Origin of the sequence: Mycobacterium sp. Aquia_216, from assembly GCF_026723865.1 — a bacterium.
In the GTDB taxonomy this organism is placed as follows: Bacteria; Actinomycetota; Actinomycetes; order Mycobacteriales; family Mycobacteriaceae; genus Mycobacterium.
The window spans coordinates 5,118,685-5,136,929 of the sequence record NZ_CP113529.1 but is presented as its reverse complement, the minus strand read 5'-3'; the positions used below and the strand labels follow the sequence as shown (position 1 = coordinate 5,136,929).

At 66.9% G+C, this 18,245-nt stretch carries 17 protein-coding genes; 12 read left to right on the top strand and 5 right to left on the bottom strand.

All coding sequences use genetic code 11. The features are described from left to right. The first annotated feature begins 140 nt into the window (after positions 1–140). Positions 141–1,001 carry a Bax inhibitor-1/YccA family protein gene (locus OK015_RS23930; RefSeq protein ID WP_268126736.1) on the top strand — a complete coding sequence of 287 codons (861 nt, stop codon included), beginning with the start codon at positions 141–143 and terminating at the stop codon, positions 999–1,001. 148 nt (positions 1,002–1,149) lie between these two features. Here OK015_RS23930 and OK015_RS23925 read toward each other — a convergent pair whose 3' ends face one another. Then, a complete protein-coding gene (locus OK015_RS23925; RefSeq protein ID WP_268126733.1) occupies positions 1,150–2,367 on the bottom strand; it encodes an acetyl-CoA C-acetyltransferase in 1,218 nt (405 codons plus the stop codon). A gap of 90 nt (positions 2,368–2,457) precedes the next feature. Continuing rightward, positions 2,458–3,405, bottom strand: coding sequence for an SGNH/GDSL hydrolase family protein (locus tag OK015_RS23920; protein ID WP_268133036.1), 948 nt, complete (start codon positions 3,403–3,405; stop codon positions 2,458–2,460). Positions 3,406–3,647: 242 nt separating this feature from the next. Here OK015_RS23920 and OK015_RS23915 point away from each other — a divergent pair, with 242 nt between their 5' ends. The 4 genes from OK015_RS23915 (at position 3,648) to OK015_RS23900 (ending at position 8,255) form a co-directional block, all read left to right on the top strand. Further along, entirely contained in the window at positions 3,648–4,715 is a 1,068-nt protein-coding gene (locus OK015_RS23915) for an alpha/beta hydrolase (RefSeq protein WP_268126730.1), read from the top strand. Between the two features lie 86 nt (positions 4,716–4,801). Further along, positions 4,802–6,196 (top strand): cystathionine beta-synthase, encoded by a 1,395-nt coding sequence (locus OK015_RS23910; RefSeq protein ID WP_268126728.1) that lies wholly within the window; start codon positions 4,802–4,804, stop codon positions 6,194–6,196. Between the two features lie 99 nt (positions 6,197–6,295). Then, a complete protein-coding gene (locus OK015_RS23905) occupies positions 6,296–6,973 on the top strand; it encodes an RDD family protein (protein ID WP_268126726.1) in 678 nt (225 codons plus the stop codon). A gap of 103 nt (positions 6,974–7,076) precedes the next feature. After that, positions 7,077–8,255, top strand: a complete 1,179-nt coding sequence (locus OK015_RS23900) for a cystathionine gamma-synthase (RefSeq protein WP_268126723.1) — start codon at positions 7,077–7,079, stop codon at positions 8,253–8,255. Positions 8,256–8,262: 7 nt separating this feature from the next. On the opposite strand, the gene greA is transcribed toward OK015_RS23900, so the two are convergent. Continuing rightward, positions 8,263–8,757 carry a transcription elongation factor GreA gene (gene greA, locus OK015_RS23895; protein WP_268126721.1) on the bottom strand — a complete coding sequence of 165 codons (495 nt, stop codon included), beginning with the start codon at positions 8,755–8,757 and terminating at the stop codon, positions 8,263–8,265. Between the two features lie 214 nt (positions 8,758–8,971). Next, a complete protein-coding gene (locus OK015_RS23890; RefSeq protein WP_268126718.1) occupies positions 8,972–9,406 on the bottom strand; it encodes a DUF4307 domain-containing protein in 435 nt (144 codons plus the stop codon). A gap of 124 nt (positions 9,407–9,530) precedes the next feature. Here OK015_RS23890 and mca point away from each other — a divergent pair, with 124 nt between their 5' ends. From mca to OK015_RS23875, 3 genes are read left to right on the top strand one after another with little or no spacing between them, the layout of a single operon-like run. Continuing rightward, positions 9,531–10,403 carry a mycothiol conjugate amidase Mca gene (gene mca / locus OK015_RS23885; protein ID WP_268126717.1) on the top strand — a complete coding sequence of 291 codons (873 nt, stop codon included), beginning with the start codon at positions 9,531–9,533 and terminating at the stop codon, positions 10,401–10,403. Then, positions 10,400–10,702, top strand: a complete 303-nt coding sequence (locus OK015_RS23880; protein WP_268126715.1) for a hypothetical protein — start codon at positions 10,400–10,402, stop codon at positions 10,700–10,702. Before mca ends, OK015_RS23880 begins: the two co-directional genes overlap by 4 nt. Continuing rightward, positions 10,689–12,713, top strand: coding sequence for a thioredoxin domain-containing protein (locus OK015_RS23875; RefSeq protein ID WP_268126712.1), 2,025 nt, complete (start codon positions 10,689–10,691; stop codon positions 12,711–12,713). Before OK015_RS23880 ends, OK015_RS23875 begins: the two co-directional genes overlap by 14 nt. Positions 12,714–12,720: 7 nt before the next feature. Here OK015_RS23875 and trhA read toward each other — a convergent pair whose 3' ends face one another. After that, positions 12,721–13,458: a PAQR family membrane homeostasis protein TrhA gene (trhA, locus tag OK015_RS23870; RefSeq protein ID WP_268126709.1), complete on the bottom strand. Its 738-nt coding sequence runs from the start codon at positions 13,456–13,458 to the stop codon at positions 12,721–12,723. 155 nt (positions 13,459–13,613) lie between these two features. On the opposite strand from trhA, the gene OK015_RS23865 reads away from it, so the two are divergent. The 4 genes from OK015_RS23865 (at position 13,614) to OK015_RS23850 (ending at position 18,236) form a co-directional block, all read left to right on the top strand. Then, positions 13,614–14,402: a (2Z,6E)-farnesyl diphosphate synthase gene (locus tag OK015_RS23865; RefSeq protein WP_268126706.1), complete on the top strand. Its 789-nt coding sequence runs from the start codon at positions 13,614–13,616 to the stop codon at positions 14,400–14,402. A gap of 86 nt (positions 14,403–14,488) precedes the next feature. After that, entirely contained in the window at positions 14,489–15,859 is a 1,371-nt protein-coding gene (locus OK015_RS23860; RefSeq protein ID WP_268126705.1) for a hypothetical protein, read from the top strand. A 169-nt stretch (positions 15,860–16,028) separates the two neighbouring features. Next, the gene (locus tag OK015_RS23855; protein ID WP_268126703.1) at positions 16,029–17,117 is read left to right on the top strand and encodes a methyltransferase; all 1,089 of its coding nucleotides are present in this window, start codon (positions 16,029–16,031) and stop codon (positions 17,115–17,117) included. A gap of 30 nt (positions 17,118–17,147) precedes the next feature. Then, the gene (locus tag OK015_RS23850; RefSeq protein ID WP_268126701.1) at positions 17,148–18,236 is read left to right on the top strand and encodes a methyltransferase; all 1,089 of its coding nucleotides are present in this window, start codon (positions 17,148–17,150) and stop codon (positions 18,234–18,236) included. Positions 18,237–18,245 lie beyond the last annotated feature (9 nt).

The following is an 18,245-nucleotide window of genomic DNA, read 5'->3' as shown; positions in this document are numbered from 1 at the left end:
TATGTTTGAGCCGACGACAGTCGCCTAGCCCGGAGATACCCTAGGAACACACCAGTCCCGCTGGGAACCTGGGAAGCCGACTGAACGTTGAGCAAGTGTTCGCACAGCTCGAACCCACAGTCTTAAGAGAGGATCCGACGGTGCGGGAGACTAGCAACCCGGTATTTCGTTCGCTGCCCAAGCAGAGCGGCGGATATGCGCAATTCGGCACTGGGGCTGCCCAGGTGCAGCAGGGGTATTACCAAACTGGCCCCTACCCGGCTCCGTATCAGGAGGCCAAGGCCACCCGTCCGCTGACCATCGACGACGTCGTCACCAAAACCGGCATCACGCTGGCCGTCTTGACGGCCTCTGCCGTGATCTCGTTCTACCTGGCGGCGAGCAACCTCGCGCTGGCGGCGCCGCTGACCCTGATCGGTGGCCTCGGCGGTCTGGTGCTGGTGCTGATCGCCACGTTCGGTCGCAAGCAGGACAGCCCGGCGATCGTGCTCAGCTACGCCGTTCTCGAAGGCCTGGCCCTCGGCGCGATATCGCTGCTTCTGACGTTCCAGGTTTCGGTCGGCGGAGGCCGGTCGGTTAACGCCGGGGCGATGATCGGCGAGGCCGTCTTGGGCACCCTCGGCGTGTTCTTCGGGATGCTCGTCGTCTACAAGACCGGCGCCATCCGCGTTACCCCCAAGTTCACCCGGATGGTGGTCGCCGCCCTGTTCGGAGCGGTGTTCCTGATGCTCGGCAACTTCGTGTTGGCGATGTTCGGGGTCGGCGGCGGCGCCGGCCTCGGCCTGCGCAGCGGCGGACCAATCGCGATCATCTTCTCGCTGGTGATGATCGGCATCGCGGCATTCAGCTTCCTGATCGATTTCGACGCGGCCGACCAGATGATCCGCGCTGGCGCACCGGAGAAGGCGGCGTGGGGTATCGCGCTGGGCCTGACGGTGACGCTGGTCTGGCTGTACCTCGAGATCCTGCGTCTGCTCAGCTATTTCCAGGGCGACAGGTAGTCGACTACACGGGAAAAGCCGGCACGCCATCGGGCGTGCCGGCTTTTTTGTGCGCTGACGAGGCCGTGTGCACTGAGGCCGTGTGCGCTGACGAGGCCGCAGCGCCTCGAGTGTGCGGTCACGGTGTCCTGGGCGCACACTCGACGAGCTAGCTGAGCCGCTCGAGCACCATCGCCATGCCTTGGCCGCCGCCGACGCACATGGTCTCCAGGCCGAACGTCTTGTCGTGCGTCTGCAGGTTGTTGATCAGCGTGGCGGCGATGCGGGCGCCCGTCATGCCGAACGGGTGGCCCAGGGCGATGGCGCCACCGGAGACGTTCAGCTTTTCCTCGTCCATGCCCAGCTCGCGGGCCGAGCCCAGCACCTGGACCGCGAAGGCCTCGTTGATCTCGTAGAGGTCGATGTCGTTGATCGACATGCCGGCCCGTGCCAGCGCCTTCTTTGACGCCTCGATCGGGCCCAGCCCCATGATCTCGGGCGAAAGGCCACTGACGCCGGTGGACACGATGCGGGCCAGCGGCGTCAGACCCAGCTCCTTGGCCTTGGTGTCGCTGGTGATCACCAGCGCGGCCGCGCCGTCGTTGAGCGGACACGCGTTGCCCGCGGTCACGGTGCCGTTGGGCCGGAACACCGGCTTGAGCTCGCTGATCTTCTCGTAGGTGGTGCCGGGACGCGGGCCGTCGTCGGTGCTCACCGTGGTGCCGTCGGGCAAAGTCACCGGCGAGATCTCACGCTCGAAGAACCCGCTCTTGATCGCTTCTTCGGCGCGGTTCTGGCTGCGTACTCCCCAGTGGTCCTGGTCTTCGCGGCTGACGCCGGTCAGCAGCGCGACGTTCTCCGCCGTCTGCCCCATCGCGATGTAGACGTCGGGCAGGTTCTCGTCGGCGCGGGGGTCGTGCCACTCGTCGGCGCCTCCGGCCGCGGCGGCGGACCGCTCCTGCGCCTCGTTGAACAGCGCGTTCTTGGTGTCCGGCCAGGAGTCGGAGCTGCCTTTGGCGAAGCGGGACACGGTTTCCACACCCGCCGAGATGAACACGTCACCCTCGCCCGCCTTGATCGCATGGAAAGCCATTCGGCTGGTCTGCAGCGACGACGAGCAGTACCGGTTGACGGTGGTGCCGGGCAGGAAGTCGTAGCCCAGTTCGACGGCAACGACGCGGGCCAAGTTGAAACCGGCCTCACCGCCCGGTTGGCCGCAGCCCAGCATCAGGTCGTCGATCTGGTGCGGGTTGAGCGCGGGGACCTTGTCGAGGGCGGCGCGAACCATCTGGACGGCCAGATCGTCGGGCCGCATGCTGACCAGCGATCCCTTCATGGCGCGCCCAATCGGCGAGCGGGCAGCGGAGACGATGACGGCTTCGGGCATGACAGTTCCCTCCAAGATGCGGGCTCGTGTGAAGAACGGGTGGCACACCCACCCCGACGGGCTAAGGCAAATCTAGTCGGTGCCGATTCGTCAGCCCGAGGACGGGGCGGCCGAGCTGGGCGCCGGGCGCCGCCACAGCCGCGACATGGCACTGAGCGGGGTGTGGCCCCCGCTGACCATGGGTGTCTCGGCGCGTGCGGCCAGATTCAGCACCGGGCTCTCGACCTCTTCGCCCAGCGCATCGCACAGCGCCACGAGCAGCTGCGCCGCCGCCAGCGCGTACGCGGTCGGCGAGGGGTGGAAGCCGTCGGCCGAGAACATCAGCTCGGGTATGGCCCGAAATTGCGGGGCCAGCAGGTTGGCCAGCGGCACCGGCACCCCGCCGGCGGATCGCACCGCCGCGGCCTGGGCGCGGGCGAGCTGCCTGGTCCGCGCATGTGCCAGGGAACGCAGCGGCTGAGGAATCGCGGAGATCACACCTAGATCCGGGCAGGTGCCGACGACCACGATGGCGCCGCGCGAACGCAGCTTGCGCACCGTGCGGGCCAGCCGCCGTGCGGACTGGCTGATCCCGTTCAGGGCAGTGACATCGTTGGCGCCGATCATCATCACGGCTGCATCCGGCGGCGACCCGGCGACGAACATCGCGTCGACCTGCCCGCTGACGCCCTTCGACGTCGCGCCGACAATGGCCTTGGTGCTCAACCGGATGCGTTTGCCGGTCTGCTCGGCCAGGCCCCGCGCGATCAGCACGCCCGGCACTTCTTCGGCGCTCGCGCATCCGTACCCGGTGGCGGTCGAGTCGCCGAAGATCATCAGGTGCAGGTCCGCGGACATGCCACGCTGCCAGCGTTCCACCGGCCCGCCGCCCGGGCTGTACACGCCGTCGGCACGCGGCGGAATGTCCCAGGCCTTGGGGATCACGGTGCGTGCGTGCGTCGCCTGGCCGACCAGCAGATTCCGCGCGCCCAGATAGGCCGTACCTGTCGAGGCGACTGCGCCCGCCGTGGCCAGGGCGATTGTCGAAAGACGCGGCACCCTCATGGTCACGGGATCATTTTAGATCGACTGTCGTGTTTGCGCGGACCCCCGACAAACAAAGCGATCACGTTGTGAATCAGATGTGGTATCAAATCAGACTCTTCAAACGTTCCTTTAAGAAATGCCTGCGAAGCTAAGTTTAACGGGTTGGCTGAACGGCTCGGCGCACGAATTGAACTGGGCGCTCGGCTCGCTCGTCACATGCTGTATAGGCCTACAAAGGCGTAGGAGTGTTGAGCATGACCGCACCGAGCAAGGTTTCCGGCGCACCCCGGAATGCCGCCCAACTTCGTGACCTGCTCAAGTCACGGCGGGCCGAGGCGCGCAAATTCGCCATCAGCGACGGCGCGCCGGTCGAGGTCCTCGAATCCGGGCCCAGCGTCCCGGCGCGCGTAGCCACACTGGCTTCACGCGTGACGATCCGGCCGATTCTGGCGGCCGGCAGCTATGCGCCGACGCTGCCCTGGCCATGGGGTTTGATCGACCTCGCGGCCCGGGCGTTGCTGCCCGCCTCCGCTACCGTGCGGCAGACCGTGAAGTTGCCGAATGCGTCGGCACAATTGGTCCGCGCCCCGGGCGTGCTGCCCGCGGACGGCACCCGGCGGATGGTGCTCTACTTCCACGGGGGTGCGTTCCTGACTTGTGGAGCAAACTCTCACGGCCGCGTGGTCGAGGCGATCTCGAAGTTTGCTGACACACCGGTCCTGGTGGTCAATTACCGACTGTTGCCCAAGCACTCGGTCGGCATGGCGCTGCAAGACTGTCACGACGCCTACCGGTGGTTGCGACGGCGAGGCTACGAGCCCGACCAGATCGTGCTGGCCGGCGATTCCGCGGGCGGGTATCTGGCCCTGTCCCTCGCGCTACGGCTGCAAGAGGAAGGCGAGGAGCCGGCGGCGCTGGTAGCAATCTCGCCACTGCTGCAGCTGGCAAAGGAATACAAACAATCGCATCCCAACATCAAGACCGATGCGATGTTCACGGCAAAGGCTTTCGACGCGCTCGTCGAATTGGTTGCTAGCGCGGCCGAGAAAAATGTCGTCGACGGCAAGGCCGAGAAGATTTACGAACCCCTGGAACACATCAAGCCGGGTCTTCCGCGCACCCTGATCCACGTTTCCGGGTCCGAGGTGCTGCTGCACGACGCGCGGTTAGCGGCGAGCAGACTGGCCGCGGTCGGGGTGCCGGCCGAAGTTCGGATTTGGCCCGGCCAGGTTCACGACTTCCAGCTGGCGGCGCCGCTGGTGCCCGAGGCCATCCGTTCGCTGCGCCAGATCGGGGACTACATCCGCGAAGCCACCGGTTAACCGGTCGGTTCTTCGCGTCGAGGCCGGATCACCGTCGCACCGAGAGTCGGTGTGCGCGGCCAGAAATCGCCTGAGACGATGAACGCATGCGAATTGCGCAGCACATCAGTGACATCATCGGCGGCACGCCTCTGGTTCGGCTGAACTCCGTCATCCCCGCCGGCGCTGGAACTGTTGCGGCAAAGGTCGAATACCTCAACCCGGGCGGCAGCTCAAAGGACCGCATCGCGGTGAAGATGATCGACGCCGCCGAGGCCGATGGGCTGCTCAAGCCGGGCGGCACCATCGTCGAGCCCACCTCGGGCAACACCGGGGTCGGTCTGGCTCTGGTTGCCCAGCACCGCGGCTACAAGTGCGTGTTCGTCTGCCCGGACAAGGTCAGCGAGGACAAGCGCAACGTGCTGATCGCGTACGGCGCGGACGTGGTGGTGTGCCCGACGGCGGTGCCGCCGGAGCATCCGGAGAGCTACTACAGCGTCTCCGACCGGCTGGTCGAGGAGATCGACGGCGCCTGGAAGCCCGATCAATACGCCAACCCGCAGGGCCCGGCCAGCCACTACGAGACCACTGGTCCCGAGATCTGGACCGACACCGACGGGAAGGTGACTCACTTCGTCGCCGGTATCGGTACCGGCGGGACGATTACCGGCGCGGGCCGCTACCTCAAGGAGGTGTCGGGCGGCGCGGTGCGCGTCATCGGCGCGGACCCCGAAGGGTCGGTGTATTCGGGCGGCAGCGGCCGGCCCTATCTGGTCGAGGGCGTCGGCGAGGACTTCTGGCCCGCGGCCTATGACCCCGCCGTGCCCGACCAGATCATCGCGGTGTCCGACTCCGACTCGTTCGACATGACCCGGCGACTGGCTCGTGAAGAGGCCATGCTGGTCGGCGGCTCGTGCGGCATGGCCGTGGTGGCCGCGGCGAAGGTGGCCGAGGAAGCCGGTCCCGACGCGCTGGTCGTCGTGCTGCTTCCCGACGGCGGCCGCGGCTACATGTCGAAGATCTTCAACGACGGGTGGATGTCCTCCTACGGCTTCCTGCGTACCCGCCTGGACGGCTCGACCGAGCAGCCCACGGTCGGTGACGTGCTGCGTGGGAAATCGGGGGCGCTGCCCGATCTGGTGCACACCCACCCGTCGGAGACGGTGCGCGACGCGATCGGCATTCTGCGGGAGTACGGAGTGTCGCAGATGCCCGTCGTCGGCGCCGAGCCGCCGGTGATGGCCGGTGAGGTCGCCGGCAGTGTCTCCGAGCGCGAACTGCTCTCGGCGGTCTTCGAAGGCCGAGCCAAATTGGCCGACGCCGTCTCCGTGCACATGAGTCCGCCGCTGCCGATTATCGGTGCCGGCGAGGTGGTCAGCGCCGCCGGAAAGGCACTGCGCGACTGGGATGCGTTGATGGTCGTCGAGGAGGGCAAACCCGTCGGGGTCATCACACGATACGACCTGTTGGGCTTTCTGTCGGACGGGTCGCGGCGGCGTTAGTAGAGACGCCGTCGGGCCGCGACCGGCGCCGCCGCGAAAGACGGCGGCTCAGGTACTGTAATGCGGCTAGTTCAGCTACCCGCAGTGGAAGGTTGCACCATGACCGATCAACCGCCGCCCTCCTCGTCGCCGGAACCATCCGGCGGCGATGCACCGGCCTCTGGCGGGTATGAACCCAGTTCTTCGGTGCCGGGTGCCTCGTACCCACCGCCGCCTCCTCCGCCCGTCGGTGGTTACCCCCCGCCTCCTCCGTCCGCCGGTGGATACGTCCCGCCGCCGCCCGGCCCGGCGGTCCGCGCGCTGCCGACCGACTCCTACACGCCGTGGATCACCCGGGTGCTGGCGCTGCTCATCGACTACCTTCCTTACGCGATCGTGCAGGGCATCGGCACGGGCATCATGTACGCGACCCAACAGTCGTCCTGCGTCACCGACATCACGCAGTACGACGTCAGCCAGTACTGCGCCAGTCAGCCCTCGACGTTCGGCCAGTTGACGCACTGGTTGGCGACGCTGCTGGGCTTGGCCTACTGGCTCTGGAACCGCGGCTACCGACAGGGCACCACCGGATCCAGCCTCGGCAAGACGGTGCTGAAGATCAAGGTGGTCAGCGAGACCACCGGGCAGCCGATCGGTTTCGGGTTGTCCGTCGTGCGCGACCTCGCCCACTTCGTCGACGCGGTCATCTGCTTCATCGGTTTCCTGTTTCCACTGTGGGACGCCAAACGACAGACGATCGCCGACAAGATCCTGACGACGGTGGTCCTGCCGATCTGAGGGCGCGCAGCGGCTCCCGGTGCGGTTACGCCTCAGGCTGATCCCATTCGCTGCGCCAGGCCGCAGCCGGCACAACCCGCCTGGCTCACTAGGCTGGTCGTCGATGAGCGAAAAGCGGAACGGACACCACAGAATCACCGGACTGGCCACCAAAGCCATCCATGCCGGCTACCCCCCGGATCCGGCAACCGGGGCGGTGAACGCGCCGATCTATGCCAGCAGCACGTTCGCCCAAGACGGCGTCGGGGGTCTGCGCGGCGGATTCGAGTACGCACGCACCGGCAACCCGACCCGGGCCGCGCTGGAGGCCTCGCTGGCGGCCGTCGAAGGCGGCGCTTTCGGGCGAGCGTTCGGTTCCGGCATGGCCGCAACCGACTGCGCCCTGCGGGCCATACTGCGCCCCGGCGACCATCTGGTCATCCCAAATGACGCCTACGGCGGCACATTTCGCTTGATCGACAAGGTCTTCACCCAGTGGAACGTCGGGTACACGCCGGTGGCGCTGTCCGACCTCGACGCGGTGCGGGCCGCGATCACGCCGCAGACCCGGCTGATCTGGGTGGAAACACCGACGAATCCGTTGCTGTCCGTCGCCGACATCGCCGCCATCGCTGAGCTAGCGGCGGAGCAGGCCGCCAAGAATGCAGTAAAAGTGTTGGTGGACAACACTTTCGCATCGCCTGCGCTGCAGCAGCCGTTGACGCTGGGCGCCGACGTGGTGCTGCACTCGACGACCAAATACATCGGTGGCCACTCCGACGTGGTGGGTGGCGCATTGGTCACCGACGACAAAGCGCTCGACGACGCATTCGCCTTTCTGCAGAACGGGGCCGGCGCGGTGCCGGGCCCGTTTGACGCTTACCTGACGATGCGCGGTCTGAAAACTCTGGTGCTACGGATGCAGCGGCACAGTGAAAACGCTTTGGCCGTAGCGGAATTCCTGGCCGGGCAGCCGTCGGTGAGCACGGTGCTGTATCCGGGTCTGCCCAGCCATCCCGGGCACGATGTCGCCGCGCGCCAGATGTCAGGCTTCGGCGGCATGGTGTCGGTGCGAATGCGCGGCGGACGCGCGGCCGCCGAAAAACTCTGCGCCGCAACCTTAGTGTTCATCCTGGCCGAATCGCTGGGTGGGGTCGAGTCGCTGATCGAGCATCCGAGCGCCATGACGCACGCGTCAACGGCCGGTTCGCAATTGGAAGTACCCGACGACCTGGTCCGGCTATCGGTGGGCATCGAGGACGTCAGCGATCTGCTCGCCGACCTCGAACAGGCCCTGGCCTAGCGCCGCCCTAGGAGTGGTACGGCTCCGCGCTGATCAGCGTGACCTTGACGGTGTTGCCGTTGGGCACGGTGTAGCTGCGGGTCTCGCCGACCTTGGCGTCGATCAGGGCCTCACCCAAAGGGGACTTGGGCGAGTACACCTCGAGCTTGCCGTCGTTGACGCCCTCCTGGCGGGTCGCGATCAGGAACGTCTCGGTGTCGGACTTGTCGCCGTCGTAGTAGACCTTGACGACGGACCCGGGTAGCGCCACGCCGGACTGCTTGGGCGCCTCGCCGACCTTGGCGTTGTTGAGCAGATCCTGCAGCTGGCGGATGCGGGCCTCCTGCTGGCCCTGCTCTTCACGGGCGGCGTGGTATCCGCCGTTCTCGCGCAGGTCGCCTTCCTCGCGGCGGTCGTTGATTTCCGCGGCGATGACGGGACGATTCGCGATCAGCTGATCGAGCTCGGTCTTCAGCCGGTCATGTGATTCCTGGGTCAGCCAGGTCACCTGAGTGTCCGTCATCTCGTCGTGCTCCTCGTCGTGTCGTTCCGCGTATCCGCGTAAGCCCCTGAACTCCGCTGAAGGGAGTGTCTGGGTCCCTCCCCTTGCTGCCGGTCCGCTGTGCTCACGGCCGCTAATGCAGCAATACACGGTCCCACCAGGAACCGTGCATTCATCCATGTTACCACCGTGCAAACAGCCGATGACGTCATTCGAGGTTCGCCTTTGTGACCAGTCAGGCTGCGCGCAGGTAGCCGGGCACGTCGGTGCCGCATCCGTAAATGTCTGCCATCACCGGCGGCTGCGAGGATTTTACCGTCGTCGTGACCTGCACCGTTGCCTGCGCGGACGGCGGGACCAGTACCTCGCGTCGGCCCGTCTCGCTGCCGTCTTTGGCCCGGACCCGCACGATGCAGTCCACCGGGCGCGACGGAACAGATCGCGTCACGCTGATCGTGACCGACGCCGTCTCGCTGTCGACCACCTCGTAGCCGGCCAGCGAACCCGAGACGGCGCTGGTGCCCAGCCGTTGGTAGCCGACAATCGCGACAGCGATGCCGGCCGCAAGGGCCAGCACACCCAGCGCGATGGCCGCTCGGCGCCGCGAAACGCGAGATAGTCGCGAACGCCCGTAGCGGGCCTCGGGGCGCGGAATGGAAGTCTCGGTCATGGCTGTTTCAGGTGTGGGCTTATGTGCCGCCGGAGCGCGGTCAGCAGCATGCGATATCGGGAAACTGAAATTATAGGGTCCTTATAGGCTCGAGGGGAGTCCAGCGGACCGACAAGGGGATACGTTGAGCGAACTGCGGTTGATGGCGGTGCACGCCCACCCCGACGACGAATCCAGCAAGGGTGCGGCCACACTCGCCCGATATGCCGACGAGGGGCATCGCGTGCTGGTCGTGACGTTGACCGGCGGTGAGCGCGGCGACATCCTCAACCCGGCGATGGATCTGCCCGATGTGCAAGAGCACATCGCCGAGATTCGGCGTGACGAGATGGCGAAAGCGGCCGAAATTCTCGGTGTCGAGCACACTTGGCTCGGCTTCGTCGATTCCGGGCTACCCAAGGGGGATCCGCCTCCGCCGCTGCCCGAGGGCTGCTTCGCGCTGGTGCCGTTGGAGGTGTCCGTCGAGGCGCTGGTGCGCGTGGTCCGCGAGTTCCGCCCGCACGTGATTACCACCTACGACGAGAACGGTGGCTACCCACATCCGGATCACATTGCCTGCCACCGGGTTTCGGTCGGTGCGTACGAAGCGGCCGGCGACTACGCGCGCTTCCCGGACGCCGGCGAGCCCTGGGAGGTGTCCAAGCTGTACTACGTCCACGGCTTCCTGCGGCAGCGGATGCAGTTGCTACAAGACGAATTCGTCAAGCATGGCGAAGAGGGCCCCTTCACCAAGTGGCTGCAGCATTGGAAGGCCGAACACGATCCCTTCGAGTCGAGGGTGACCACGCGCGTGGAATGTTCGGAATATTTCAGCCAGCGTGACGACGCGCTGCGCGCACACGCCACGCAGATCGATCCGAATGCCGAATTCTTCGCCGCCCCGATCGCCTGGCAGCAGCGCCTATGGCCGACTGAGGAATTCGAGTTGGCTCGCTCCCGCGTCCCTGTCCGCGAGCCCGAGGACGACCTGTTCGCCGGAATCGAGAACGGCGCGTGAGACACCTTTTACTCACGGTGATCGCTGATGGGACTCCGCACAACACCGGGCCCGATTTCGGCAAGGCCAGCCCGATCGGGCTACTGGTCGTCGTGCTGCTGTTGATCGCCACCTTGTTTCTGCTCCGCTCGATGAACCGGCAGTTGAAGAAGGTGCCCGAGTCGTTCGACCCCAAACATCCCGAGCCCGATCAGGCCGCCGACGAGGGCACCGATACGGTCGGACCACCCGATGACGAGGCCCCCGGGCAGACGAACGGGTCGACCCGGCCGTCAGGATCCGGCGATGCGCCCGGCTGAATCGTCGTCGACGAACACCCTCGGGCTGGCGACCAGCCCCTATCTGCGTCAACACGCCGACAACCCGGTGCACTGGCAGCAGTGGACGCCGCAGGCAATCCAAGACGCGGCGGCACGCGATGTGCCGATCCTGCTGTCGATCGGCTACGCCGCGTGTCACTGGTGCCACGTGATGGCCCACGAATCGTTCGAAGACGACGAGGTGGCCGCCGCGATGAACGCGGGATTCGTTTGCGTCAAGGTCGACCGCGAGGAACGGCCGGACATCGATGCGGTTTACATGAACGCCACCGTCGCGCTCACCGGGCATGGCGGCTGGCCCATGACGTGTTTCCTGACACCGGACGGACGCCCCTTCTTCTGCGGCACCTACTACCCGAAATCTGATTTCCTGCAACTTCTTTCAGCCGTCACCGAGACGTGGCGGGAGCGCCGGGGTGAGGTCGAGGAGGCGTCGGACCATATCGCCGGTGAGTTGCGCAAAATGACCTCTTCTTTCGGGGGACACCAGGCGGGCGGTCCGGACGTCGACCCGGCGCTATGTGATCACGCGGTCGCCGCGGTGCTGGCCGACCAGGACACGGTGCATGGCGGATTCGGTGACGCGCCCAAATTCCCGCCGTCGGCGGTTCTCGAAGCGCTGCTGCGCAACTACGAGCGCACCGGATCGCCGTCAGCGTTAGAGGCCGTGGAGCGCACCGGCAATGCGATGGCCCGCGGTGGCATCTACGACCAACTCGCCGGTGGCTTCGCCCGCTACAGTGTCGACAACGCTTGGGTCGTACCGCATTTCGAGAAGATGCTGTACGACAACGCGCTGCTGCTGCGCGCTTATGCGCACTGGGCGCGGCGTACCGGAGATCCGTTGGCCCGCCGGGTCACCGCGCAGACCGCGCGGTTCCTGCTCGACGAGCTGACCGACGGGGCCATGTTCACCTCATCGCTGGATGCCGACGCCGACGGCCGCGAGGGCTCGACCTACGTCTGGACGCCGGAACAGTTGTCCGAGGTGCTCGGTCCCGACGACGGTGCTTGGGCCGCTGAGGTTTTCGCGGTCACCGCGGCCGGCACCTTCGAACACGGGACGTCGGTGCTGCAATTGCCCGGCGATCCGGACGATCCGCAGCGGCTGGACCGGGTGCGGTCCGCGCTGCTGGCCGCCCGGCTCACCCGGACCCAGCCGGGACGCGACGACAAGGTCGTCACGTCGTGGAATGGGCTGGCGATCACGGCGCTGGTCGAGGCCAGCGTCGCCCTGGAAGAGCCCGACCTGGCACGTGCGGCGCGACGCTGCGCGACGGCGCTGCTGGACACCCACGTCGTCGCCGGCCGGTTGCGGCGGGCCAGCCTCGGCGGGGTCGTCGGCGACGGCGCCGCCATCCTGGAGGATCACGCGATGCTGGCCACCGGGCTGCTGGCGCTCTACCAGCTGACCGTCGAAGACGTCTGGCTGACCGCGGCGTGCGAACTGCTCGATACCGCGTGCGCGCATTTCGCCGACCCGCAGCGGCCCGGCTGCTGGTATGACACCGCCGACGATGCCGAGCGGCTGATGCTGCGGCCGGCCGACCCGCTGGACGGGGCCACCCCGTCGGGTGCGTCGACGATCACCGAAGCGCTGCTGACCGCGGCGCATCTGGTCGGCAGCGTCAAAGCGCCGCGTTACCTGCAAGCGGCGACCGAGGCGCTCACCGCGCATTCCGTACTGCTGGCGCGCGCCCCGCGGTCTGCCGGGCATTGGCTTGCCGTGGCCGAAGCCGCGATCCGCGGCCCGCTGCAGGTGGCGATCGCCTGCACGTCGCCGCGCTCGCCGCTGCTGACCGACGCCCGCCGCTGGGCGCCCGGCGGAGCGATCGTGATGGGCGGCAAGATGGATTCGTCAGCCCTGCTGGTCGGGCGGGATCGGGTGCGCAGTGCCGACGCGGCCTACGTGTGCCGGGGACGTCTGTGCGACCTGCCGGTGACTCGCTCGACGGAGCTGGCCGCCGCGCTGGGTGTGCCGTCGCGGTAGCGCCGAATCAGAAGACTACGAACCACATCGCGATGTAGTGGCAGATCGCCGCGATCGCGGTGCAGGCGTGGAAGAACTCGTGGTAGCCGAACGTCGAGGGCCAGGGGTCGGGCCAGCGCAGCGCGTAGAGAATGCCGCCGATGCTGTACAACGCGCCGCCGACGAACAGCAGCACCATCGCGGCCACGCCGGAGTTGTGCAGGATCTCGCCGGTGTACCAGACCGCCACCCACCCCAGCAGGATGTAGAGCGGCACACCCACCCAGCGTGGCGCCGACGGCCACAACATCTTGAGCAGGATCCCGGCCGCCGCGCCGCCCCACACAATCCACAGCACCACGTGCCCGTCGCGGCCCGGCAACGCCAGCAGGGCGAACGGGGTGTAGCTGCCGGCGATGAACACGAAGATCATCGAGTGGTCCGCCCGCTTCATCCACTTCTGGGCGGTCGCGGACGTCCAGTGCACGCGGTGATAGGTCGCGCTGACGGTGAACATGATGATGGTGGCGAAGGTGTACAGCAGTGTCGCCAGCCCGGCGCGGGTGGACGCCACCGCCCAGGACACCGCGACCAGGGAGGCACCCGCGACCACGGCGGTACCGGCGGAATAGACGTGAATCCAGCCACGGAACCGCGGCTTGGTCAGTACCCGGGTGACGCCGTCAACGAGATGCTGCGCGGCGTTGGCCGCGATCCCCTGCGGTTCGGGTTCCGGGTCGGTGACAGTGCTGGTCGGGCCGCTCATGTCTCCTGCTGCCTTCTTCGGATGGCGGTCAAAGTGCCAATGCCTGACATCGATAAACACTAGCTCGCGCCGGCCGGGTCCTGTCCGTACAGCGGCGGTGACATCCCCGGCAATCCGCCGGGAATTGGTTGCCGCCCACAGTAGTGTGGATCTTCGTGGAGATTATCCCGCCGCGGCTCAAAGACCCGTTGTATCGCGTCTACGAGCTGCGGCTGAGGCAGGGCCTGGCCGCTTCGAAGTCGCAACTTCCTCGGCATATCGCCGTGCTGTGCGACGGGAACCGGCGGTGGGCCCGCGACGCGGGATACGACGACGTCGGCTACGGCTACCGGATGGGTGCGGCCAAGATCGCCGAGATGCTGCGGTGGTGTCAGGAAGCCGGCGTCGAAATGACCACCGTCTATCTGTTGTCCACCGAAAACCTGCAACGCGATCCCGACGAGCTGGCCGGGCTGATCGAGGTCATCACCGACGTGGTCGAGGAGATCTGCGCGCCGGTCAATCGCTGGAGCGTGCGCACGGTGGGGGACCTGGAACTACTCGGCGGCGAGCCGGCCCGCCGGTTGCGGGGGGCGGTCGAATCCACGCCCAGCGTCGCGTCGTTCCACGTCAACGTGGCGGTCGGCTACGGCGGCCGGCAGGAGATCGTCGGCGCGGTGCGCGCGTTGTTGAGTAAGGAACTCGCCAACGGCGCCACCGGTGAGGAGCTCGTCGACGCGGTGACCGTCGACGCGATCTCCGAGAACCTGTACACGTCCGGGCAGCCCGACCCCGACCTGGTGATCCGCACCTCGGGCGAGCAACGGCTGTCCGGGTTTCTGCTCTGGCAGAGTGCCTATTCGGAGATGTGGTTCTGCGAAACGCACTGGCCGGCATTCCGCCGCGTCGACTTCCTGCGCGCGCTACGCGACTACAGCCAGCGGCATCGCCGGTACGGCAAGTAGCGCGCGTCGAGACAGCACAGTCGATCGCAAGCCTAGACCGCACAGCGGTCTTAAGCGGCAGGTCACGCCCGTGCCACACTGGATGCATGGCTGCGCTGTCGGCGGTGGTGTTCACGCTGAGCGCCTGGCTGGGCCTGTATCTGGCGGCTCGTGATCCGCGCAAACCCGTCCTCGTGCTGGCGGCGATCGGCCTGTGCGGTTTCGCGCTCGTGGTCGGCCTGGATGCGGTGCGGACCGCCAGCCCCGCGCACGCCCAGCTGCTCAGCCGGGTCGAGATCTACCCGGCGATCATCCCCGGCGTGGCGTGGTTCGCGGTGCTCGTCGAGCTGTCCCGGCCCAGCGACGGCTGGCAGGCGCGCACCCGCGAGCTGCTCCTCGTGGCCGGGGTCGCCGCGCTGACCCTGTTCGGGGCGATGCTGGCCGGCAGCGTCGACGGGCCGCTACGGGCGGGGCACTGGCTGATGTTCGCGGTGATCTCGGTGTCCACCCTCGGCGCGATGGCCGTCGCGTTGCGTCGGCCGCGCCGGCCGAGGCCGGCCGTCGGACTCGCCATCACCGCGACCCTGTTCTTCGCGCTGGGCAATGCCATCCTGATCATTCCGCTGGGCCTGGTGCCCAGCTGGGTGGCGCTGGCGTCGACGAGTTTCGACGTCCTCTCGCTCGGGATCGCCGTTGCCCTGTGGGACGCGTTCGACGAGGGCCAGGCACTGCGCGCCGACATGCTGCGCTCGTTCACCGGTTCGGTGCTGGTCGCGATGCTGTTCGGCGGTCAGGCGTTGATCGGGTTGGCAGTGACCCGCGACGATGCTGCCGCGCAGACGACGCTCACGGTGCTGCTGTTCACCAGCCTGGCGGTCGCGATCACCGTGCAGGTGCTCGCGGACCCGCTGGCCGGGGTGCTGGACCGGCTGGCGTTCTCGCGGTCGCCGCGCCTGCGCGCGGACCGTGCCGTGCTGCGGCATACCGGGGCTGCGCTGCCGCTGCGCCAGAAGGACCCGCTCGCCGACGTCGACGACGTGACCTTCGCCAGGCTCACCCGACGAGCGCTGGGCCACTACGGCGACCTGAGCAAGCTGGTGGCGAGCCCGCTGACCGCGTTGCCGTTGATCGACGAGCGGCTGGCCGCGCGCGGGGCTCCCGACCACCCGCTGGAGCGGGCTAACGAGCTCAAAGCTGTACTGGCGGAAGGTATTTCACGGCTGAAGCCGCGCGACGGCGGCGATTTCGGCACCACCGAAGAGTGGCGGTACTACAACTCGCTCTACTTCCCGTACGTCGTCGGGGTGCGCGCTTACGCGCAGAACGCCACCGCCTCGGGGCTGGATCCGACCGCGCGCCAGGCCTGGCAGTGGTTCGTCACGGAAGTTCCCCAGCGCTCGCTGCACAACTGGCAAAACGCCGCGGCTCGGCTGATCGCCGCCGATCTTCGCGGGCGCGTCGCCGTCCCCAGCGACTAGCCCGACGCCGGCACCGGCGCAGTCGTTTCCGGACAACCGGCTGCGTTATCTGGATGACAACGCTGGTTGTAATGGCGAGGCGGCCCATCTTCAGGTGGACTGGCAACGAATACGGGTATGTGCGATCGCCCGGTCTGCACGTGATATCCCGAGTCTGCCAGGGGGACTTATGTTTTCGCCGACACTTTCACCCGTCCAACTCGCGCGAGCTGTCGAGATCGTGCGGTACCGCGTCGGTCAGCTACACCAGCGGATGGTTCCGCCGCCGGCCGCGATGTTGGAGATGATCACGAACGCTTGGGCCGCGCAGGCGATTACCGCCGCCGCCGACCTGGGCATTGCCGATGCGCTGGCCAAGGGACCGCTGTCGGTCGACGAATTGGCGGACGCCGTCGATGCGGATGCCGACACCGTGAGTCGTCTGTTGCGGGCGTTGATCTCGCGAGGTGTTTTCCGCCGGCGCCGTGACGGGCGCTACGACCTCACCCCGCTCGCGGACACGCTGCGCAGCGATAGCGATGTCTCGCTGCGCGCATTCGCCCGGTTCGTGGGTTCACCGCAGGATCGCGAGCACTGGAGCCACGTCACGGACTCGATTCGCAGCGGCCGGGCCGTGGTCCCTGACTTGCGCGGTAAGTCGATGTTCGAGTTCCTGGCCGAAGAAAAAGAACTCGACGAGATTTTCAATGAGGCCATGACAAACATGACCGGGCTCGCGATCCCGCCGGTCATCGCCGGCTACGACTTCAGTCGGTATGGGACGATCGTCGACGTCGCCGGTGGGCACGGTCGATTCTTGGCTGAAATCTTAACCGCCACGCCACAAGCACGGGGCATTCTGTTCGACCAGCCGCACGTGGTGTCGGGCGCCTCGGCATTGCTCGACGAACACGGGGTGGCCGACCGGGTCAAGCTGGTCGAAGGTTCGTTCTTCGAGACCGTGGTCGAGGGCGGCGACGCGTACGTCCTCAAGCACATCATCCACGACTGGCCCGACGACGAGGCCATTCAGATTCTCGGAAATATCCGTAAGGCCGCCGGGGTCGGCAAGAATGTGTTGATCGTGGAATTCGTTATCCCGCAGCATAATCGGGAATCTCCCGGCAAGTGGCTGGACCTGGAAATGCACGTCGGAGCCGGCGCGCGCGAGCGCACCGCCGCCCAATACGGCCGCCTGCTGAGCCGCGCCGGCTTTCGGATGACGCGAGTGGTGGAAACGGTATCGCCGTACAGCATCGTCGAAGCGGTCGCCGTCTAACCCCGCATCTCCAATTATTCAGGAGTACTTATGTTTTCGACTAAAATTCCGTCTGCTCAGGTCGCGCGGATCGTCGAGCGTGTTCGCCATCGCATCGGTGCGCTGCACCGGAATATGGTTCCGCCGCCGGCCGCGATGTTGGAAATGATCTCGAATGCTTGGGCCGCGCAAGCGATCACCGCTGCGGCAGATCTCGGCATCGCCGACGCGCTGGCGAACGGGCCTTTGTCTGCCGACGAGCTGGCCGACGCGGTCGATGCGGACGCCGACACCGTCGGGCGCCTGCTGCGGGCGTTGATCGGCCGCGGTGTTTTCCGGCAACTGCGCGACGGGCGCTATGCCCTCAACCCGCTCGCGGACACGTTGCGCAGCGACGGCGATGTCTCGCTGCGAGCGATGGCTCGATATGTCGGTGCGCCCCAGCATCGGGAGCATTGGAGCAACATCACGACTGCCATCCGCACCCGTCGTTCCGTTGTTCCCGAAATGCGCGGCAAACCGATCTTCGAATACCTGTCCGGGGAAAAGGAACTCGACGAAAAGTTCAACGAAGCGATGACCAACATCTCGGAGTTGGCGATCCCTTCGGTCATCGCGGGCTACGACTTCAGCCGCTACGGGACGATCGTCGACGTCGCCGGCGGGCGCGGTCGGCTGCTGGCGGCAATCTTGAATGCCGCCCCGCAAGCCCGGGGGATTCTTTTCGACCAGCCCCATGTCGTTGCGGACGCACCACTGCTGCTCAAGCAGCAGCGGGTGGCCGACCGGGTCAAGCTGGTCGAGGGTTCGTTCTTCGAGAACGTGGTCGAGGGCGGCGACGCGTACGTCCTCAAGCACATCATCCACGACTGGCCCGACGACCAGGCGTTGCAGATTCTGCGCAACGTGCGCAGGGCGGCCGGGCTCGGCAAGCATGTGCTGCTGGTGGAAATGGTTCTTCCCGGTCACGATCGCGATTTCGTGGGCAACTGGCTCGACCTGGAGATACTCGTCGAATTCGACGCCCGCGAACGCACCGCCGCGGGATATGCGCAATTGCTGGGCCGCGCCGGATTCCGCATGACGAAAGTGGCGCAAACGGCATCGCCGTACAGCATCGTCGAGGCGGTCGCCGTCTAACGCTGAATC

Coding starts and splice junctions, on each gene's coding strand:
- OK015_RS23925 (WP_268126733.1), bottom strand. CDS start 2,367: ATGCCCGAAGCCGTCATCGTCTCCGCTGCCCGCTCGCCGATTGGGCGC.
- OK015_RS23915 (WP_268126730.1), top strand. CDS start 3,648: ATGACCGCACCGAGCAAGGTTTCCGGCGCACCCCGGAATGCCGCCCAA.
- OK015_RS23910 (WP_268126728.1), top strand. CDS start 4,802: ATGCGAATTGCGCAGCACATCAGTGACATCATCGGCGGCACGCCTCTG.
- OK015_RS23905 (WP_268126726.1), top strand. CDS start 6,296: ATGACCGATCAACCGCCGCCCTCCTCGTCGCCGGAACCATCCGGCGGC.
- OK015_RS23900 (WP_268126723.1), top strand. CDS start 7,077: ATGAGCGAAAAGCGGAACGGACACCACAGAATCACCGGACTGGCCACC.
- greA (WP_268126721.1), bottom strand. CDS start 8,757: ATGACGGACACTCAGGTGACCTGGCTGACCCAGGAATCACATGACCGG.
- OK015_RS23890 (WP_268126718.1), bottom strand. CDS start 9,406: ATGACCGAGACTTCCATTCCGCGCCCCGAGGCCCGCTACGGGCGTTCG.
- OK015_RS23875 (WP_268126712.1), top strand. CDS start 10,689: ATGCGCCCGGCTGAATCGTCGTCGACGAACACCCTCGGGCTGGCGACC.
- trhA (WP_268126709.1), bottom strand. CDS start 13,458: ATGAGCGGCCCGACCAGCACTGTCACCGACCCGGAACCCGAACCGCAG.
- OK015_RS23860 (WP_268126705.1), top strand. CDS start 14,489: ATGGCTGCGCTGTCGGCGGTGGTGTTCACGCTGAGCGCCTGGCTGGGC.
- OK015_RS23855 (WP_268126703.1), top strand. CDS start 16,029: ATGTTTTCGCCGACACTTTCACCCGTCCAACTCGCGCGAGCTGTCGAG.
- OK015_RS23850 (WP_268126701.1), top strand. CDS start 17,148: ATGTTTTCGACTAAAATTCCGTCTGCTCAGGTCGCGCGGATCGTCGAG.